The organism is Pseudomonas sp. Pse35, assembly GCF_024519715.1.
Classification (GTDB): Bacteria; Pseudomonadota; Gammaproteobacteria; order Pseudomonadales; family Pseudomonadaceae; genus Aquipseudomonas; species Aquipseudomonas paracarnis.
This window is the reverse complement of sequence record NZ_JALJRP010000003.1, coordinates 130,771-146,829: the sequence shown is the minus strand read 5'-3', so window position 1 is coordinate 146,829 and position 16,059 is coordinate 130,771. Positions and strand designations below refer to the sequence as shown.

General features: G+C 59.6%; 15 protein-coding genes. 10 read left to right on the top strand and 5 right to left on the bottom strand.

Annotated features, from left to right (window positions below; genetic code table 11):
* Positions 1 to 118: 118 nt before the first annotated feature.
* A complete protein-coding gene (locus OC445_RS02935; protein ID WP_089042492.1) occupies positions 119 to 1,357 on the bottom strand; it encodes an MFS transporter in 1,239 nt (412 codons plus the stop codon).
* Between the two features lie 317 nt (positions 1,358 to 1,674).
* Here OC445_RS02935 and OC445_RS02930 point away from each other — a divergent pair, with 317 nt between their 5' ends.
* From OC445_RS02930 to OC445_RS02920, 3 genes are read left to right on the top strand one after another with little or no spacing between them, the layout of a single operon-like run.
* Positions 1,675 to 3,114 carry a cytochrome ubiquinol oxidase subunit I gene (locus OC445_RS02930; RefSeq protein WP_096144099.1) on the top strand — a complete coding sequence of 480 codons (1,440 nt, stop codon included), beginning with the start codon at positions 1,675 to 1,677 and terminating at the stop codon, positions 3,112 to 3,114.
* A gap of 1 nt (position 3,115) precedes the next feature.
* Positions 3,116 to 4,123 carry a cytochrome d ubiquinol oxidase subunit II gene (cydB, locus tag OC445_RS02925; protein ID WP_034126946.1) on the top strand — a complete coding sequence of 336 codons (1,008 nt, stop codon included), beginning with the start codon at positions 3,116 to 3,118 and terminating at the stop codon, positions 4,121 to 4,123.
* Between the two features lie 12 nt (positions 4,124 to 4,135).
* Positions 4,136 to 4,300 carry a DUF2474 domain-containing protein gene (locus OC445_RS02920; protein WP_003194328.1) on the top strand — a complete coding sequence of 55 codons (165 nt, stop codon included), beginning with the start codon at positions 4,136 to 4,138 and terminating at the stop codon, positions 4,298 to 4,300.
* A 142-nt stretch (positions 4,301 to 4,442) separates the two neighbouring features.
* On the opposite strand, the gene OC445_RS02915 is transcribed toward OC445_RS02920, so the two are convergent.
* Both OC445_RS02915 and OC445_RS02910 read right to left on the bottom strand, forming a co-directional pair.
* A complete protein-coding gene (locus OC445_RS02915) occupies positions 4,443 to 5,567 on the bottom strand; it encodes a methyltransferase (protein WP_198790897.1) in 1,125 nt (374 codons plus the stop codon).
* A gap of 140 nt (positions 5,568 to 5,707) precedes the next feature.
* Positions 5,708 to 6,418, bottom strand: coding sequence for a helix-turn-helix transcriptional regulator (locus OC445_RS02910; RefSeq protein ID WP_054896158.1), 711 nt, complete (start codon positions 6,416 to 6,418; stop codon positions 5,708 to 5,710).
* Positions 6,419 to 6,865: 447 nt separating this feature from the next.
* Here OC445_RS02910 and OC445_RS02905 point away from each other — a divergent pair, with 447 nt between their 5' ends.
* A complete protein-coding gene (locus OC445_RS02905) occupies positions 6,866 to 7,642 on the top strand; it encodes a ferredoxin--NADP reductase (RefSeq protein ID WP_019818025.1) in 777 nt (258 codons plus the stop codon).
* A 41-nt stretch (positions 7,643 to 7,683) separates the two neighbouring features.
* Here OC445_RS02905 and mscL read toward each other — a convergent pair whose 3' ends face one another.
* Positions 7,684 to 8,100 carry a large-conductance mechanosensitive channel protein MscL gene (gene mscL, locus OC445_RS02900; RefSeq protein ID WP_014720019.1) on the bottom strand — a complete coding sequence of 139 codons (417 nt, stop codon included), beginning with the start codon at positions 8,098 to 8,100 and terminating at the stop codon, positions 7,684 to 7,686.
* 286 nt (positions 8,101 to 8,386) lie between these two features.
* Here mscL and katB point away from each other — a divergent pair, with 286 nt between their 5' ends.
* Genes katB through radA form a run of 3 tightly spaced genes read left to right on the top strand, consistent with a single transcriptional unit; the run spans position 8,387 to position 11,928 of the window.
* Positions 8,387 to 9,928 (top strand): catalase KatB, encoded by a 1,542-nt coding sequence (gene katB, locus OC445_RS02895; protein WP_181124026.1) that lies wholly within the window; start codon positions 8,387 to 8,389, stop codon positions 9,926 to 9,928.
* A 57-nt stretch (positions 9,929 to 9,985) separates the two neighbouring features.
* Positions 9,986 to 10,525 (top strand): ankyrin repeat domain-containing protein, encoded by a 540-nt coding sequence (locus OC445_RS02890; protein ID WP_054896156.1) that lies wholly within the window; start codon positions 9,986 to 9,988, stop codon positions 10,523 to 10,525.
* A 35-nt stretch (positions 10,526 to 10,560) separates the two neighbouring features.
* Positions 10,561 to 11,928, top strand: a complete 1,368-nt coding sequence (gene radA / locus OC445_RS02885; protein ID WP_003194313.1) for a DNA repair protein RadA — start codon at positions 10,561 to 10,563, stop codon at positions 11,926 to 11,928.
* 129 nt (positions 11,929 to 12,057) lie between these two features.
* On the opposite strand, the gene OC445_RS02880 is transcribed toward radA, so the two are convergent.
* Complete coding sequence (locus tag OC445_RS02880; RefSeq protein ID WP_198790898.1) at positions 12,058 to 12,426, bottom strand: PilZ domain-containing protein; 369 nt, start codon at positions 12,424 to 12,426, stop codon at positions 12,058 to 12,060.
* A 174-nt stretch (positions 12,427 to 12,600) separates the two neighbouring features.
* On the opposite strand from OC445_RS02880, the gene OC445_RS02875 reads away from it, so the two are divergent.
* The 3 genes from OC445_RS02875 to yjiA all read left to right on the top strand — a co-directional run bounded on the left by OC445_RS02875 (position 12,601) and on the right by yjiA (position 16,020).
* Positions 12,601 to 14,667: a carbon starvation CstA family protein gene (locus OC445_RS02875; protein WP_054896154.1), complete on the top strand. Its 2,067-nt coding sequence runs from the start codon at positions 12,601 to 12,603 to the stop codon at positions 14,665 to 14,667.
* A gap of 14 nt (positions 14,668 to 14,681) precedes the next feature.
* The gene (locus tag OC445_RS02870) at positions 14,682 to 14,879 is read left to right on the top strand and encodes a YbdD/YjiX family protein (protein ID WP_003194308.1); all 198 of its coding nucleotides are present in this window, start codon (positions 14,682 to 14,684) and stop codon (positions 14,877 to 14,879) included.
* Positions 14,880 to 15,063: 184 nt separating this feature from the next.
* Entirely contained in the window at positions 15,064 to 16,020 is a 957-nt protein-coding gene (gene yjiA, locus OC445_RS02865; protein WP_014720013.1) for a GTPase, read from the top strand.
* Positions 16,021 to 16,059: the final 39 nt, after the last annotated feature.

Here is a 16,059-nt window from a genome sequence, read left to right as displayed (position 1 = left end):
TGAAGTTCCAGTGTGGGAGCTGGCTTGCCTGCGATAGCGGTGTATCAGCCACCAGAAAGTTGCCTGATACACCGCTATCGCGGGCAAGCCCGGCTCCCACAGGGTATGGCGGTGAAGCCTATGGCTTGGTTTCTTCCACCGGCACATGCATGCGATCCCGGTTGGCCAGGGTCGGGAACAGCTTGATCCACACCCCGGTCACCACCAGGGTGCCAACCCCGCCCATCACCACCGCAGGCACGGTGCCAAACCAGTGGGCGGTAATCCCGGATTCGAATTCGCCCAATTGATTGGACGCACCGATAAACAGGCCATTGACCGCACTCACTCGCCCGCGCATTTCATCTGGCGTTTCCAACTGCACGAACGATGCACGGATCACCATGCTGATCATGTCTGCCGCGCCCAGTACCACCAGCACCGCCAGTGAAAACCAGAACGAAGTCGACAGGCCGAAGGCGATGGTTGCCACCCCGAACACGCCGACGGCGGTGAACATCACGCGGCCCACCTTGCGGTCTACTGAGAACCGCGCCAGCCACAGTGACATCAGCAATGCGCCCACGGCCGGGGCCGACCGCAGCAGGCCCAGGCCCCAGGCACCGGTCAGCAGGATGTCCTTGGCGAACACCGGTAACAGCGCGGTGGCGCCGCCCAGCAGCACGGCAAACAGGTCCAGGGAGATGGCGCCAAGAATGTCCGGGCGGCTGCGGATAAAGCGTATGCCGGCCAGCAGCGAGTCCAGGGTGGCCTTGGCTTTGTTCAGCGGAGTCTGGCGTGCGGGCAGGTTAAGTGTCAGCACGCAGGCGATCAGGTACAGCGCCACGGTGGGGCCGTACACCCACACGCTGCCAAACGCGTAAAGCAAACCGCCCACGGCCGGTGCGACGATGGTCGCCAGTTGCTGGGCCGATTGCGATGCCGCCACGGCCCGGGGGAACAGCGCGCTGGGCACGATGCTCGGCAACAGTGCCTGGGTGGTGGGCATTTCAAATGAGCGCGCAGCGCCGAGCAGGAAGGCGAGGATGAAGATCATCTCGCGAGTCACGTTGCCGGTCAGGCCGCCAATGGCCAGGGATAAGGCAATCAGCGCCTGTAACGTCTGGCAAATGGCGGCGACCTTGCGGCGTTCATAGCGATCGGCCACATGCCCGGTGTGCAGCATGAACAGCACGCGTGGTACGAATTCCACCAGGCCAACCAGGCCCAGGTCCAGCACGTTGCCGGTCAGTTGGTAGAGGTTCCAGCCGATTGCCACGGTGAGCATCTGGAAGCCGCTGGCGGTAAAGATCCGCGCCAGCCAGAACGCGATGAAAGGACGGTGGTGACGTAGCAGCAACGCAGGTTCACTGGGCATCGGAAATTCAGGTCAGGAGCGGGGGAATGGCGAGATTAGCATCAAGCTGTAACAAATAGTTGCAAGAACAGGGCTGAGGCAAGCTGTCACGCGGCAAAAGACCACACAGTCCTACAGCAAAAATGGGACTACTCTTTCAACGATGCTTGATCCAGATCAAAACCTGCCCCGGGATTGTTCTGGCGGCCGCAAGGCCAGATTCCCCACGCGATGGGTAATAAAAGAAACGAATTGAAATTCGCCACACTCCATATCCGTGGGGGCAGTGGGTGCAGGCTCCCAGCCAGCAGCCGGTATTACCTGACAGAGGAAGACTTATGTTCGGTTTGGAGGCGCTAGATCTCGCCCGAATTCAATTCGCGTTCACCATCTCATTCCACATCCTGTTCCCGGCGATCACCATCGGCCTGGCCAGTTACCTTGCGGTGCTGGAGGGCTTGTGGCTCAAGACCCACAACGACACCTACCGTGACCTCTACCACTTCTGGTCGAAGATCTTTGCCGTCAACTTCGGCATGGGGGTGGTATCGGGCTTGGTCATGGCCTACCAGTTCGGTACCAACTGGAGCCGCTTCTCGGACTTCGCCGGTGCCGTCACCGGGCCATTGCTGACGTACGAAGTGCTCACGGCCTTCTTCCTCGAGGCCGGTTTCCTGGGCGTGATGTTGTTCGGCTGGAACAAGGTGGGGCGCAAGCTGCACTTCTTCGCCACGGTGATGGTGGCCGTGGGTACGTTGATCTCCACGTTCTGGATTCTTGCCTCCAACAGCTGGATGCAGACGCCCCAGGGCTTTGAAATCATCGATGGCCGCGTAATACCGACCGACTGGCTGGCGGTGATCTTCAACCCGTCGTTCCCCTACCGCCTGATGCACATGGCCACGGCTGCTTTTGTTGCCACGGCGTTCTTCGTCGGCTCGTCGGCGGCCTGGCATTTACTGCGCGGCAAGGACAACCCGGCGATCCGCAAAATGCTCTCGATGGCGATGTGGATGGCCCTGATCGTTGCGCCCATCCAGGCGGTGATCGGCGACTTCCACGGCCTCAATACCCTCAAGCATCAACCGGCCAAGATCGCCGCGATTGAAGGCCACTGGGAAAATATCGGCAACGAGCCCACGCCGCTGATTTTGTTCGGTTGGCCGGACATGCAAGCCGAGAAAACCAAATACGCGGTCGAGATTCCGTACCTGGGCAGCCTGATCCTGACTCACTCCCTGGACAAGCAGGTGCCGGCGCTCAAGGAGTTCCCGCCTGAGGACCGTCCCAACTCCACCATTGTGTTCTGGTCGTTCCGGGTCATGGTCGGCCTGGGGTTCCTGATGATCTTCACCGGTCTGTTCAGCCTGTGGCTGCGCCGGGGCGACAAGATGTACACGTCCAAACCGTTCCTGTACCTGGCGCTGTGGATGGGCCCGTCTGGGCTGATTGCGATTCTTGCCGGTTGGTTCACCACCGAAATCGGCCGCCAGCCCTGGGTGGTCTACGGGTTGATGCGCACGGCGGATGCCTCCTCCGGGCATAGCCTGACGCAGATGACCATTACCCTGGTGTTGTTCGTGGTGGTGTACTTCGCGCTGTTCGGCGCGGGCCTGGGCTACATGATGCGCCTGGTGCGCAAAGGCCCCGTGACCCACGACAGTACCGAGCCCGCCCACGGTGGCCCCGGCCAGAAACGCACCCCCGCGCGTCCGTTGTCTGCTGCCGACGATGGCAGTGATAACGACCACGACCACATCCAGCACAAGGGGAATTGAGATGGGTATTGATCTTCCGCTGATCTGGGCCGTGATCATCATCTTCGGCATCATGATGTACGTGGTCATGGACGGCTTCGACCTGGGGATTGGCATTCTTTTCCCGTTTGTTCCGGGCAAAGTCGACCGTGACGTGATGATGAACACCGTGGCGCCCGTATGGGACGGCAACGAAACCTGGCTGGTACTCGGGGGCGCGGCATTGTTCGGCGCGTTCCCGCTGGCCTATTCGGTGGTGTTGTCGGCGCTGTACCTGCCGCTGATCCTGATGCTGATCGGCCTGATCTTCCGCGGCGTGGCCTTTGAGTTCCGCTTCAAGGCCAAGGACCACAAGCGTCACCTGTGGGACAAGGCGTTTATTGGCGGCTCGCTGGCGGCGACCTTCTTCCAGGGGGTGGCGTTGGGCGCCTTTATCGACGGTATTCCGGTGGTGGATCGCCAGTTCGCCGGCGGCTCACTGGACTGGCTCACACCCTTCACGATGTTCTGCGGCGTGGCGCTGATCGTGGCGTATGCCTTGCTCGGCTGCACCTGGCTGATCATGAAGACCGAAGGCAAGTTGCAGGAGCAGATGCACAACCTGGCGCGGCCTTTGGCGTTTGTGGTGTTGGCGGTGATCGGCATCGTCAGCATCTGGACGCCGCTGACCCACCCGGAAATCGCCTCGCGCTGGTTCACCTTGCCGAACCTGTTCTGGTTCCTGCCGGTGCCGATCCTGGTGCTGGTCACCATGTACGGGCTGATCCGCGCCGTGGCGCGTAACGCGCACTACACGCCGTTCCTGTTGACGCTGGTGCTGATTTTCCTCGGCTACAGTGGCTTGGGGATCAGCCTGTGGCCGAACATCATCCCGCCGTCCGTGTCGATCTGGGATGCCGCCGCGCCGCCGCAAAGCCAGGGCTTCATGCTGGTGGGCACGCTGTTCATCATCCCGTTTATCCTGGGCTATACCTTCTGGAGCTACTACGTGTTCCGCGGCAAGGTCACCCACGAAGACGGCTATCACTAGGAGGGTTGAAACATGTCAAAACCTTCGTTGCATGAGATTGAACAGGCCGAGAAGCAGCCGTTGTGGCGGCGCCTGGGGTGGCTGGCGATGATCTGGACCGGCAGCGTGCTGGCCCTGTTCGTGGTGGCCAGCCTGATGCGCATGTTCATGAATGCGGCAGGCCTGAGCACGCATTGACACTGTAGGAGCGAGCTTGCTCGCGAAAAACGTCAACGATAACGCGTGCTTCCTGAATAAACGCGGCGTCTGTGAGTTTTTCGCGAGCAAGCTCGCTCCTACGAAAAAGCCCTGCTTTTCTTGATCGAAAAGCAGGGCTTTTTTATTTACGCGCCTTGAGGATGACGAACTTGGGCGTGGCCGCTACTTGCTCGACACCACGGAACAACCGCGCCAGCTTGCTGTGGTAGCCCAGGTGACGATTCCCGACGATGTACAAGGCGCCACCGACCACCAGCGCTTCGCGTGCCTGCTGGAACATGCGCCAGGCGAGGAAGTCGCCGACCACTTGTTGTTGGTGGAACGGTGGGTTGCACAACACCACTTCCAGCGATTGCGCCTCCTGGCCGGCCAGGCCATCGTCGGCACGTACGCTGACGTCCCGCTCTCCCAAGGCGGCTTGCCAGTTTTCGGCGGCCGATTGCACTGCCATATACGACTCATCCACCAAGGTGTAGTGCGCGTCGGGGTTCTGCAGGGCGCTGGCAATCGCCAGTACGCCGTTGCCGCAGCCCAGGTCCGCCACGCGTGCACTGCCCAGGTTTTTTGGCAGGTGCGGCAGGAAGGCACGGGTGCCGATGTCCAGGCCTTCGCGGCAAAAGACGTTGGCGTGGTTACACAACTCGATGACCGGCGCATCCAGGGTATAGCGGGTCGGGTAGGGCGAGACCGCGGCAGGGCGCGGCTCGACGCTGGCAATCAGCAACCGCGCCTTTTTGACCGCCAATGAGGCGTGCATGGGCCCGATGTAACGCTCCAGCAATTCGCCCGCAGCCCGTGGCAAATGCTTGACCATTGCACCTGCGATCACCTCGGCGCCGGGCGCCAGTTGCCCTTGCAGGCGGATCAGTTGTTCTTCCAGCAACGCCAGGGTTTTCGGCACGCGGATCAACACGCGATCGAACGGCCTGGTCGCGAGCTGGCTGGCCGGTATGAAGGGCACGGCATCAAAGGGCTTGCCGTTGCGCACCAGGTTTTTCTCCAGGCCCTGAGCGGCGAGGAACGAGTCACCGCTGGAGGTCACTTGCACCTGGCCTTGAAGGCTGGCTGCCAGGGCGCCGAAGCTGTCATTGAGCACCAGCACGCGGGTGGCGGCAGTGGGCTGTTGCGCGGCGAGGTGGCTGAGCAGGTATTCGTCGGCGGCATCGAAGGCTTGCAGCGGATCATTGTGTTGCTCTGGCTGACGAATCAGGTCGAGCTGGGCGAAAGGGCTGTCAAGCAGGGGCATGGCGGGGCGAGGCTCTGGGTAATCGACGGACCGTCTGAGTGAACGGCGGGGCCACCGTGGAAAGCGCACCCTCAACACTCAGAATTGGCCGTAAATGTTACGTTTTTTTCAATGCGATGACATGCGGTGTTTTACGTGGGCTAAAACAGCCCGGCTTTAGCGGCGCGCAGCACCGCCTGGATCTTGTTATGCACGCCCAGTTTCTTGAAGGTACTGCTGATATGAAACCCCACGGTGCGCTCGGACAGGCAAAGAATCGCGGCAATCTCCGAGGCGGTCTTGCCCATCGCCGACCACTTGAGGATTTCTGTTTCCCGGGCAGTCAATTTGCTGGGCGCTTTGATGTCGGGGGCGTCGGCGTACTTCTGCGCGACGACCGCATGCATCGCATGGCAAAGCCACAACACCTGGCCGGCTTTTTCGTAAAGCTCTTCAGGGCTGACCTCGCCCTTGCTGCGAACCAGGGTCAGCATGCTGAATACACCCTGGAAGTCATGCACGGCTTGGGTCCAGCCTAAATGCACCCCGCATGACTGGGCCAATTCCCACAGCTTGGGGGTGTTGGCAAAGGTTTTTTGTTCCCAGAGAATAGGCAGTACCGAGGTTTTACAGTGGGTTACAACGGGGTCTACATCGAAGAAGTGCGCTTGTTTATAAATGCTAAGCCATTCATTTGGATAGTTATTAAACAGAATGGGTTTTGTTTGGGGGCTTTGTGATTGGGAACTCATGGTAAAGGAGCAATATTCGAAACCTAGTTCATAAGTGTGGTTTATCACCATCTCAAACACACTGGTGATTTCACTCTCGCCGTCCAGCTTGGGCAGCCGGGTATTATGCCAATTGACCATCGGTGACTCTCCATGCGCGTATATGTGACCTGGGTACGTCCTGATCCCCCATTGCAGCTCGAAAACAAGTGTAGGGTAAGTCCTACAACTGAGCTTGAAAAATATTTTACTTCCAGGGTTTGTTTAGTTGGCGGGTTTTGTACAAGGCTTGAAGTTTTGTATAAGGGCGCTTGGCAAGTTACTTTTTTTCAATATTATTAATATCTTGAAAGTAGTATCAAAATGATGTCGCTGTACGTGCCGTTTCATCTCGGGAGGTATTCGGGGCGCGTTAATAGCCAAATAGTTAGTGCTAGTGGTGAACCCATGGTTTACCCCTGGACTTGGTTGAAAAACGCGCAGGCCAGCCGCGTGAACCTTGAGTGACGGCAAAGCCAGTACCAATCATCAGTGTTTGCGCGGTCTGTTTTGAGGGACACTAACGGCCTGTGCAAAACGGAGCCCCCCATGACGGCCAGTGCTGAGAAATTTACCCGCCAGACCCTGCTCGATGTGCAGTCGCTGACCCCCAGCCTGTTCACCCTGCGCACCACCCGCGATGCCGGTTTTCGTTTTACCGCCGGCCAGTTCGTGCGCCTGGGCGTTACCAAGGCGGATGGCAGCACCGTCTGGCGTGCCTATTCCATCGTGTCTTCGCCGTTTGACGAGCATCTGGATTTCTTTTCCATCGTGGTCCCCGGTGGTGAGTTCACCAGTGAACTGAGCCGCCTGAAGGTGGGCGATACCTTGCTGGTCGAGCGCCAGGCCACCGGGTTTCTGACCCTCAACCGCTTTGTCGACGGGCGTGACTTGTGGTTGCTGGGAACCGGAACGGGCGTCGCGCCGTTCCTGTCGATCCTGCAGGACTTCGAAGTGTGGGAAAAATTCGAGCGCATCATCCTGGTGTACAGCGCCCGGGAAGCCAAGGAACTGGCCTACCAGTCGCTGATCGACACGCTGGGTGAGCGCGAGTACCTGGCCGAGTACGCCCACAAGCTCACCTACATTCCCATCGTCACCCGCGAGCAGCATCCGGGCGCGTTGAATGGGCGTATTACGGCCTTGATCGAAAATGGCGAATTGGAGCGGGCCGCCGGCGTGGAGCTGACGGCACAGGATTCGCGTGTACTGATTTGCGGCAACCCGCAGATGGTCGATGATACGCGCCAGTTGCTCAAGCAGCGGGACATGCAACTGAGCCTGAGCCGACGACCTGGCCAGGTGGCGGTAGAAAATTATTGGTAGAAAAAAGGCGCCTTGCGAGGCGCCTTTTTTGCATCCGCAGGTTAAAGCGGCTTGTTGTTCTGTGCCTTGAGCAGATCGCGGATCTCGCCCAGCAGCACTTCTTCTTTGCTTGGCGTCGGCGGCAAGCTTGGGGCCACGGCTTCTTCACGTTTCAGACGGTTGATCGCCTTCACACCCATGAAGATTGCAAACGCGACGATTATAAAGTCGATGATGCTCTGGATGAACTTGCCGTAAGCCAGCACAACAGCGGGTACATCACCCTGTGCTGCCTTGAGCGTGACGGCCAGATCGGCAAAGTCCACGCCACCGATCAGCAGGCCGATGGGAGGCATTATCACGTCGCCTACAAATGAGGAAACAATCTTGCCGAAGGCAGCACCGATGATGATACCGACGGCCATGTCGACCACATTACCTTTGACCGCGAAGGCCTTGAACTCACTGATCACGCCCATAGGTTATTCCTTGTTACAGTTGAGGAGGGTGGAGGTCAGTGTAATTCAGTCGAACAGCGCTTGCTCGAAACAACTGTTAACACTGTCGGTTTTTATCGACACATCAAATCGCAAATAGTTTGCAAAGTGCCACTAGTCGCGCGCGAATTAGCCGCTATTTCAGCGGGTTACCAGATTTTTTTCTTAATCGGGCCTGTGGTGTTTTTCTATTTATCTTCTGACTCATAGGTCACTAGCCTCTGGCAAGCACAACTGAATGTGCATTAAAAAACCAGAGGAAACCTCGATGAACACTCCAATCAGCCGCAGGCCCGTGTCGGCGCGCCACGCGCTGGCACTGGTGACCGCCAGCCTGCTTTCCCTCTCCGTACAAGCCGCCAACCTGACCCGCGATAACGGGGCCAACGTCGGTGATAACCAGAACTCCCAAACCGCCGGTGCCAATGGTCCGGTGCTGCTGCAAGATGTGCAACTGATCCAGAAACTGCAACGCTTCGACCGCGAGCGCATCCCAGAGCGCGTAGTGCACGCACGCGGCACGGGCGCCCATGGCACCTTCACCGTGACCGACAACCTCAGCGACCTGACCAAGGCCAAAGTGTTCGCCGCCGGTGAAACCACACCAGTGTTCGTACGCTTCTCGGCCGTGGTGCATGGCAACCACTCCCCGGAAACCCTGCGTGACCCACGGGGCTTCGCCACCAAGTTCTATACCGCCGAAGGTAACTGGGACCTGGTCGGTAACAACTTCCCCACGTTCTTTATTCGGGATGCCATCAAGTTCCCGGACATGGTCCATGCCTTTAAACCGGACCCACGCACTAACCTGGACGATGACTCGCGCCGTTTCGACTTCTTCTCCCATGTTCCAGAGTCCACTCGTACACTGACCGAGTTGTACTCGGACTCCGGCACCCCTGCCAGTTACCGCGAAATGGACGGCAACGGCGTACATGCCTACAAGTTGATTAACGCCAAAGGCGAAGTGCACTACGTCAAGTTCCACTGGAAGAGCCAGCAGGGCATCAAGAACCTTGATCCCAAGCAAGTTACCGAGGTGCAGGGGCGTGACTACAGCCATATGACCCATGATCTGGTCACGCACATCAACAAAGGCGACTTCCCTAAGTGGGACCTGTATGTGCAGGTGCTCAAGCCTGAAGACCTGGCCAAGTTTGATTTCGACCCACTGGATGCCACCAAGATCTGGCCGAATGTGCCCGAGCGCAAAGTCGGGCAAATGGTGCTGAACCGCAACCCGGCTAATGTGTTCCAGGAAACCGAGCAAGTCGCGATGGCCCCGGCCAACCTGGTACCGGGTATCGAGCCGTCGGAAGACCGCCTGCTGCAGGGGCGCGTGTTCTCCTACGCCGATACGCAAATGTACCGCCTGGGCGCGAACGCCCTGCAGTTGCCGATCAACGCTCCACGGGTCACCGTCAACAACGGCAACCAGGACGGCGCGATGAACGTCGGCAAGACCACCACCGGCGTCAACTACCAACCAAGTCGCCTGTTGCCGCGGGAAGAGCCGCAAACCGCACGCTACAGCCAGTCGCCGCTGTCGGGCAGCACCCAGCAGGCCAAGATTCAACGTGAGCAGAACTTCAAGCAGGCCGGTGACCTGTACCGCTCCTACACCAAGAAAGAGCGCGAAGACCTCATCAACAACTTTGGCGGCTCATTGGCCACCACCGATGACGAGAGCAAGCACATCATCCTGTCGTTCCTCTACAAGGCGGACCCGGAATACGGCACCGGCGTGGCCAAGGTCGCCAAGGGCGATCTGGCTCGCGTAAAGGCGCTGGCGGAAAAACTGACCGACTGATTCATTGGTTGCGGTCGGCGCCTTCACGGGCGTCGACCTTTGGCAGGAGAACACCCTATGCGTATCTCTATTGGCTTACTGATGGCCATGCTGGCCTTTACCGCTCATGCCGAGTCCCCCGACCCGGTGGCGCTCAAGGCGCAGTTGCAGGATTACTATTTCGACGCCGCCCGTCGTGGCGACCTCGACATGCTCAACACCTTCATAGAGTCCGGCTACGGCCTCAATGCCCAGGATGACAAGGGCTACACCGCGTTGATCCTGGCTGCTTATCACGGCCAGGGCCCGTATGTGGAGCGTCTGCTCGATGCCGGCGCCGACGCCTGCGTCCAGGATAAACGCGGTAACACGGCGTTGATGGGCGCCATCTTCAAAGGCGAGCTGAAAATCGCCCAGCGCCTGTTGGCCACCGACTGCAACCCCGACCAGCGCAACGGCGCAGGGCAGACCGCCGCCATGTACGCCGGGTTGTTCAAGCGCGTCGAATTGTTGGGGGCGCTGCAAGCCAAAGGCGCAGACCTGAACGCCGAGGACCCCGTGGGTAACAGTGCTTCACGTTTAGCAAAGGGCGAAATCCGGACCCCAGCGTCGCGCTGAGCTATCATCGCGGTTTTTCGGTTGGAGGTTCTCACATGGCAAAGGCCAAGCGCATGTACGGCTGCACAGAGTGCGGCGCGACCTTTCCCAAATGGGCGGGCCAGTGCTCCGAATGCGGCGCGTGGAACACGCTGACTGAAACCATGATCGAGAGTGGCGGTGCCGCGGCCCCCACCGGCCGTGCCGGCTGGACCGGGCAACAGGCGCAGATCAAGACCCTGGCCGAAGTCAGCGTCGAAGAGATCCCGCGCTTTTCCACCGCCTCCGGCGAATTGGACCGGGTATTGGGCGGTGGCCTGGTGGACGGCTCGGTGGTGCTGATCGGCGGCGACCCTGGCATCGGCAAGTCCACTATCCTGCTGCAAACCCTGTGCAGCATCGCCAGCCGCATGCCTGCGCTGTATGTCACCGGCGAAGAGTCCCAGCAGCAAGTGGCCATGCGTGCCCGGCGCCTGGGCTTGCCCCAGGACCAACTGCGGGTCATGACCGAAACCTGCATCGAAAGCATCATCGCCACGGCGCGCATCGAAAAGCCTAAAGTCATGGTCATTGACTCGATCCAGACGATTTTCACCGAACAACTGCAATCGGCACCCGGCGGCGTGTCTCAGGTGCGCGAAAGCGCGGCGCTGTTGGTGCGTTACGCCAAGCAGAGCGGCACGGCGATCTTCCTGGTCGGCCACGTGACCAAAGAAGGCGCACTGGCCGGGCCACGGGTGTTGGAACATATGGTCGACACCGTGTTGTATTTCGAAGGGGAATCCGACGGTCGCCTGCGCCTGCTGCGGGCGGTGAAGAACCGTTTTGGCGCCGTCAACGAACTGGGTGTGTTCGCTATGACCGATCGGGGGCTGAAAGAAGTCTCGAACCCCTCGGCGATTTTTCTCACCCGCGCTCAGGAAGAAGTCCCAGGCAGTGTGGTGATGGCCACGTGGGAAGGCACCCGGCCGATGCTGGTGGAAGTCCAGGCGCTGGTGGATGACAGCCATTTGGCAAACCCACGGCGGGTCACACTGGGCCTGGACCAGAACCGCCTGGCGATGTTGCTGGCGGTGCTGCACCGGCATGGTGGCATTCCGACTCACGATCAGGATGTGTTCCTTAACGTGGTGGGCGGGGTCAAGGTGCTGGAGACTGCGTCCGACCTGGCGTTGATGGCGGCGGTGATGTCCAGCCTGCGTAATCGGCCGTTGCCCCATGACTTGTTGGTGTTTGGCGAGGTGGGTTTGTCGGGCGAAGTGCGCCCGGTGCCGAGTGGGCAGGAGCGCTTGAAGGAAGCGGCCAAGCATGGCTTCAAACGGGCGATTGTGCCCAAGGGCAATGCGCCGAAGGAGGCGCCGCCGGGGTTGCAGATTATTGCTGTGACGCGGCTGGAGCAGGCGTTGGATGCCCTGTTCGAATAATCCGCAGCACCGCTGAACCCCTGTGGGAGCTGGCTTGCCTGCGATGGCGGTGTATCAGGCAAGAATGGGTAAGCTGACCCGCCGCTATCGCAGGCAAGCCAGCTCCCACATTTTGATTGATGTGCGTTTTCAGATCTCCAGCAGGGCGCCCAGCTCGCGCTCCAGTTCTTGCTCATCACCCAGGTTCAACTCAACGAACCTACGCAAATGGCTGATCGAATCCAGATCAATGTGTTTGCACACTAAGCCCAATTGACCCTGCTCTTCATGGGTCAGCCGCGCTTGCATCTTTATATGCGTCTTCTGGTCCAGGCGTATGTCGACGTCAAAGGGCAGCGCTTTATTTCCCTTCCAGTTGTCAGGCCGTTCCACCAGCAATCCCTTGAGTGATAAATCCACCAGTTTTACCGGCCATTCGCTGCCGTTTTGCCGAAGTTCGGCCGTGGCATCAAAGGCGATCCGGCGAAAACGGCGACGTTCGGACGCATGCTCGGTCATGGTAAAGCCCTCTGTGAATGGGAGGAGTGTAGCCCGGGGCCATCAAGAGGCGTTTATTTCGGCTTTTTTTAGCGGTTGAAGGCTCTAGACCAACGTAGGGGGCTGGTCTTTGAGGCCAGTAGCGCTAAACTCGGGCTGGCTGTCCTTTCTGTCCACCCTGGCTGGAATATAAAAATGAAAAATAATAATAGCCTGCTACGCCACTTACCCTGGCTGGTGCTGGCAATTGTAGGAGCGTGCGCCCTGGGCGTAGTGGCCTTGCGCCGCGGCGAGGCGATCAACGCCTTGTGGATTGTGGTCGCTGCTGTGGCCATCTACCTGGTTGCGTACCGTTACTACAGTCTGTTCATCGCCAACAACGTGATGCAACTCGATCCCCGGCGGGCAACCCCTGCGGTGGTCAACAACGATGGTCTGGACTACGTACCAACCAACAAACACATTCTTTTCGGTCACCACTTTGCGGCGATTGCCGGTGCAGGCCCGTTGGTCGGCCCGGTGCTGGCGGCGCAAATGGGCTATCTGCCCGGCACCCTCTGGCTGATTGCCGGGGTGGTGCTGGCCGGTGCGGTGCAAGACTTCATGGTCCTGTTCCTGTCCACTCGTCGCAACGGCCGTTCCCTGGGGGACATGGTTCGCGAAGAGATGGGCCGCATTCCGGGGACCATCGCGCTGTTCGGCTGCTTCCTGATCATGATCATCATCCTCGCGGTGCTGGCGCTGATCGTGGTCAAGGCCCTGGCCGAGAGCCCATGGGGCATCTTCACGGTGATGGCGACCATCCCGATCGCGATGTTCATGGGCATCTATATGCGCTACATCCGCCCGGGCCGCATCGGGGAAATCTCGATCATCGGCGTGCTGTTGCTGCTGGGTTCGATCTGGCTGGGCGGGCAGATTGCCGCTGATCCAGAGTGGGCCAAGGCGTTCACCTTCACCGGTATCCAGATCACCTGGATGCTGATCGGCTACGGCTTCGTGGCTGCTGTGCTGCCGGTGTGGCTGATCCTGGCGCCCCGCGACTACCTGTCGACGTTCCTGAAAATCGGCACCATCATCGCCCTGGCGATTGGCATCCTGGTCACCATGCCTGACCTGAAAATGCCGGCACTCACCCAGTTCATCGACGGCACCGGCCCGGTGTGGAAGGGCGGCCTGTTCCCGTTCCTGTTCATCACCATTGCCTGTGGCGCGGTCTCGGGCTTCCATGCGCTGATCTCCTCGGGCACCACGCCCAAGCTGCTGGCCAGTGAAAGCCACGCCCGTTACATCGGTTACGGCGGCATGCTGATGGAGTCGTTCGTGGCCATCATGGCGATGGTTGCCGCTTCGGTGATCGAGCCTGGCGTGTACTTCGCCATGAACAGCCCGGCTGCCATTGTCGGTACCGACGTGGTCACCGTGGCGCAAACCGTCAGCAGCTGGGGCTTTGCAATTACCCCTGAGGCGTTGTCGGCCGTTGCCCACGATATCGGCGAAACCACCATCCTGGCCCGTGCCGGCGGTGCGCCGACGTTGGCGGTGGGCATCGCGCAGATCCTGCACAGTGTGCTGCCAGGTGAAAACACCATGGCGTTCTGGTACCACTTTGCGATCCTGTTCGAAGCGCTGTTCATCCTTACGGCAGTGGATGCCGGTACCCGCGCCGGTCGTTTCATGCTGCAAGACCTGCTCGGTTCCTTCGTGCCTGCGCTCAAACGCACCGAGTCGTGGACTGCCAACCTGATTGCAACCGCAGGCTGCGTGGCGATGTGGGGTTACTTGCTGTACCAGGGCGTGATCGACCCGCTGGGTGGCATCAATACCTTGTGGCCGCTGTTCGGTATCTCCAACCAGATGCTGGCCGGTATCGCGCTGATGCTGGCGACCGTTGTGCTGATCAAAATGAAGCGTCAGCGCTACATCTGGGTGACCATGTTGCCGGCTGTCTGGCTGCTGATCTGCACCACCACCGCAGGCTTCATCAAGCTGTTCGACGCCAACCCGGCGATCGGCTTCCTGTCGCTGGCCAAGAAATACAGCGATGCCCTGGCTAACGGCCAGATCCTCGCCCCGGCCAAGAGCATCGACCAGATGCAACACGTGATCTGGAACGCCTACACCAACGCAACGCTGACGGCGCTGTTCCTGTTCGTGGTGTTCAGCATCCTGTTCTATGCGCTCAAAGTCGGCGTCGCCGCCTGGGGCAACAAAGAGCGTACGGATAAAGAAGCCCCGTTCCAGGCTGTACCGGACGCATAACGAGGATTGCAGACATGTTCAATGACATCAGTCGCCTCGGTAAATACCTCGGTCAGGCCGCCCGCCTGATGGTCGGCATGCCCGACTACGACACCTACGTCGAGCATATGCAAACCAAACACCCGGACAAGCCGGTGATGGACTACAAGGCGTTCTTCCGGGAACGCCAGGAAGCCCGTTACGGCGGCAAGGGTGGGCCCAAGTGCTGCTAACCCGGTAACGCGGGCCAATGCGATACCCCTGTGGGAGCAGGGTTTTCTGTGGGAGCTGGCTTGCCTGCGATAGCATCACCTCGGTCTGACGCAAGCACCGAGTTGTCTGCATCGCAGGCAAGCCAGCTCCCACAGAGGCCTTTGCTCCCACATTTGTTTCTGTGTTTCTTCAAGGAGAATCTCTTTGTCCTCTCCCATCCCCGTCACCATCCTCAGCGGCTTCCTCGGCGCCGGCAAGACCACCTTGCTGCGCCACCTGCTCAAAGCCGAGCACGGCTTGAAAATCGCCGTGATCGAAAACGAATTCAGTGACGCCGGTATCGACACCCAATTGCTGGGCGACGAGCCAGTGCAAGTGATGACCCTGTCCAACGGCTGCGTGTGCTGCACCATCCACACCGACCTGACCAAAGCCCTGTACCTGTTGCTGGAACGCCTGGACAGCGGCGAGATCGCCTTCGACAGGCTGGTGATCGAATGCACCGGCCTGGCCGACCCTGCACCGGTGGCCCAGACCTTCTTCATCGACGAAGAGCTGCGCGAACGCTATATCCTCGACGGCATCATCACCCTGGTGGATGCGGCCCACGCCGAGCATCATCTGACCCAGACCATTGCCCAGGCCCAGATCGGCTTTGCCGACCGCCTGCTGGTGAGCAAGCGCGACCTTGTAGACGACGCCAGCTTCGACGCCCTCAGCCAGCGCCTCACCCGCATCAACCGTCGTGCGCCAATTCGTGTGGTGGATCACGGCAAGATTGACCTGGCCGAATTGCTGGATGTGCGCGGCTTCAACCTCAACGCCGGCATGAGCCTGCGCCCGGTCAGTGCAGCGCCTTCGGTCGACCGTATTTCCAGCCTGGTGCTGCGCACCGACCAGCCGCTGGATATCGACCGTCTCAGCGAGTTCATGAACGAACTGCTGGAAGACCATGGCAAGCAACTGCTGCGTTACAAGGGCGTATTGAACATTGCCGGAGAAGACCGACGCATGGTGTTCCAGGGCGTGCTGAAGCTGTATGGCTTCGACTGGGATACCGAATGGGCCGAGGGCGAGGCGCGGGAGAGTGTGATCGTGTTTATTGCCGATGAGCTGCCCGAAGACAAGATCCGCCAAGGCTTTGAGCGGGTCTACCAATAAACCCGACTTGAAATGCACTCCAATGTGGGAGCTGGCTTG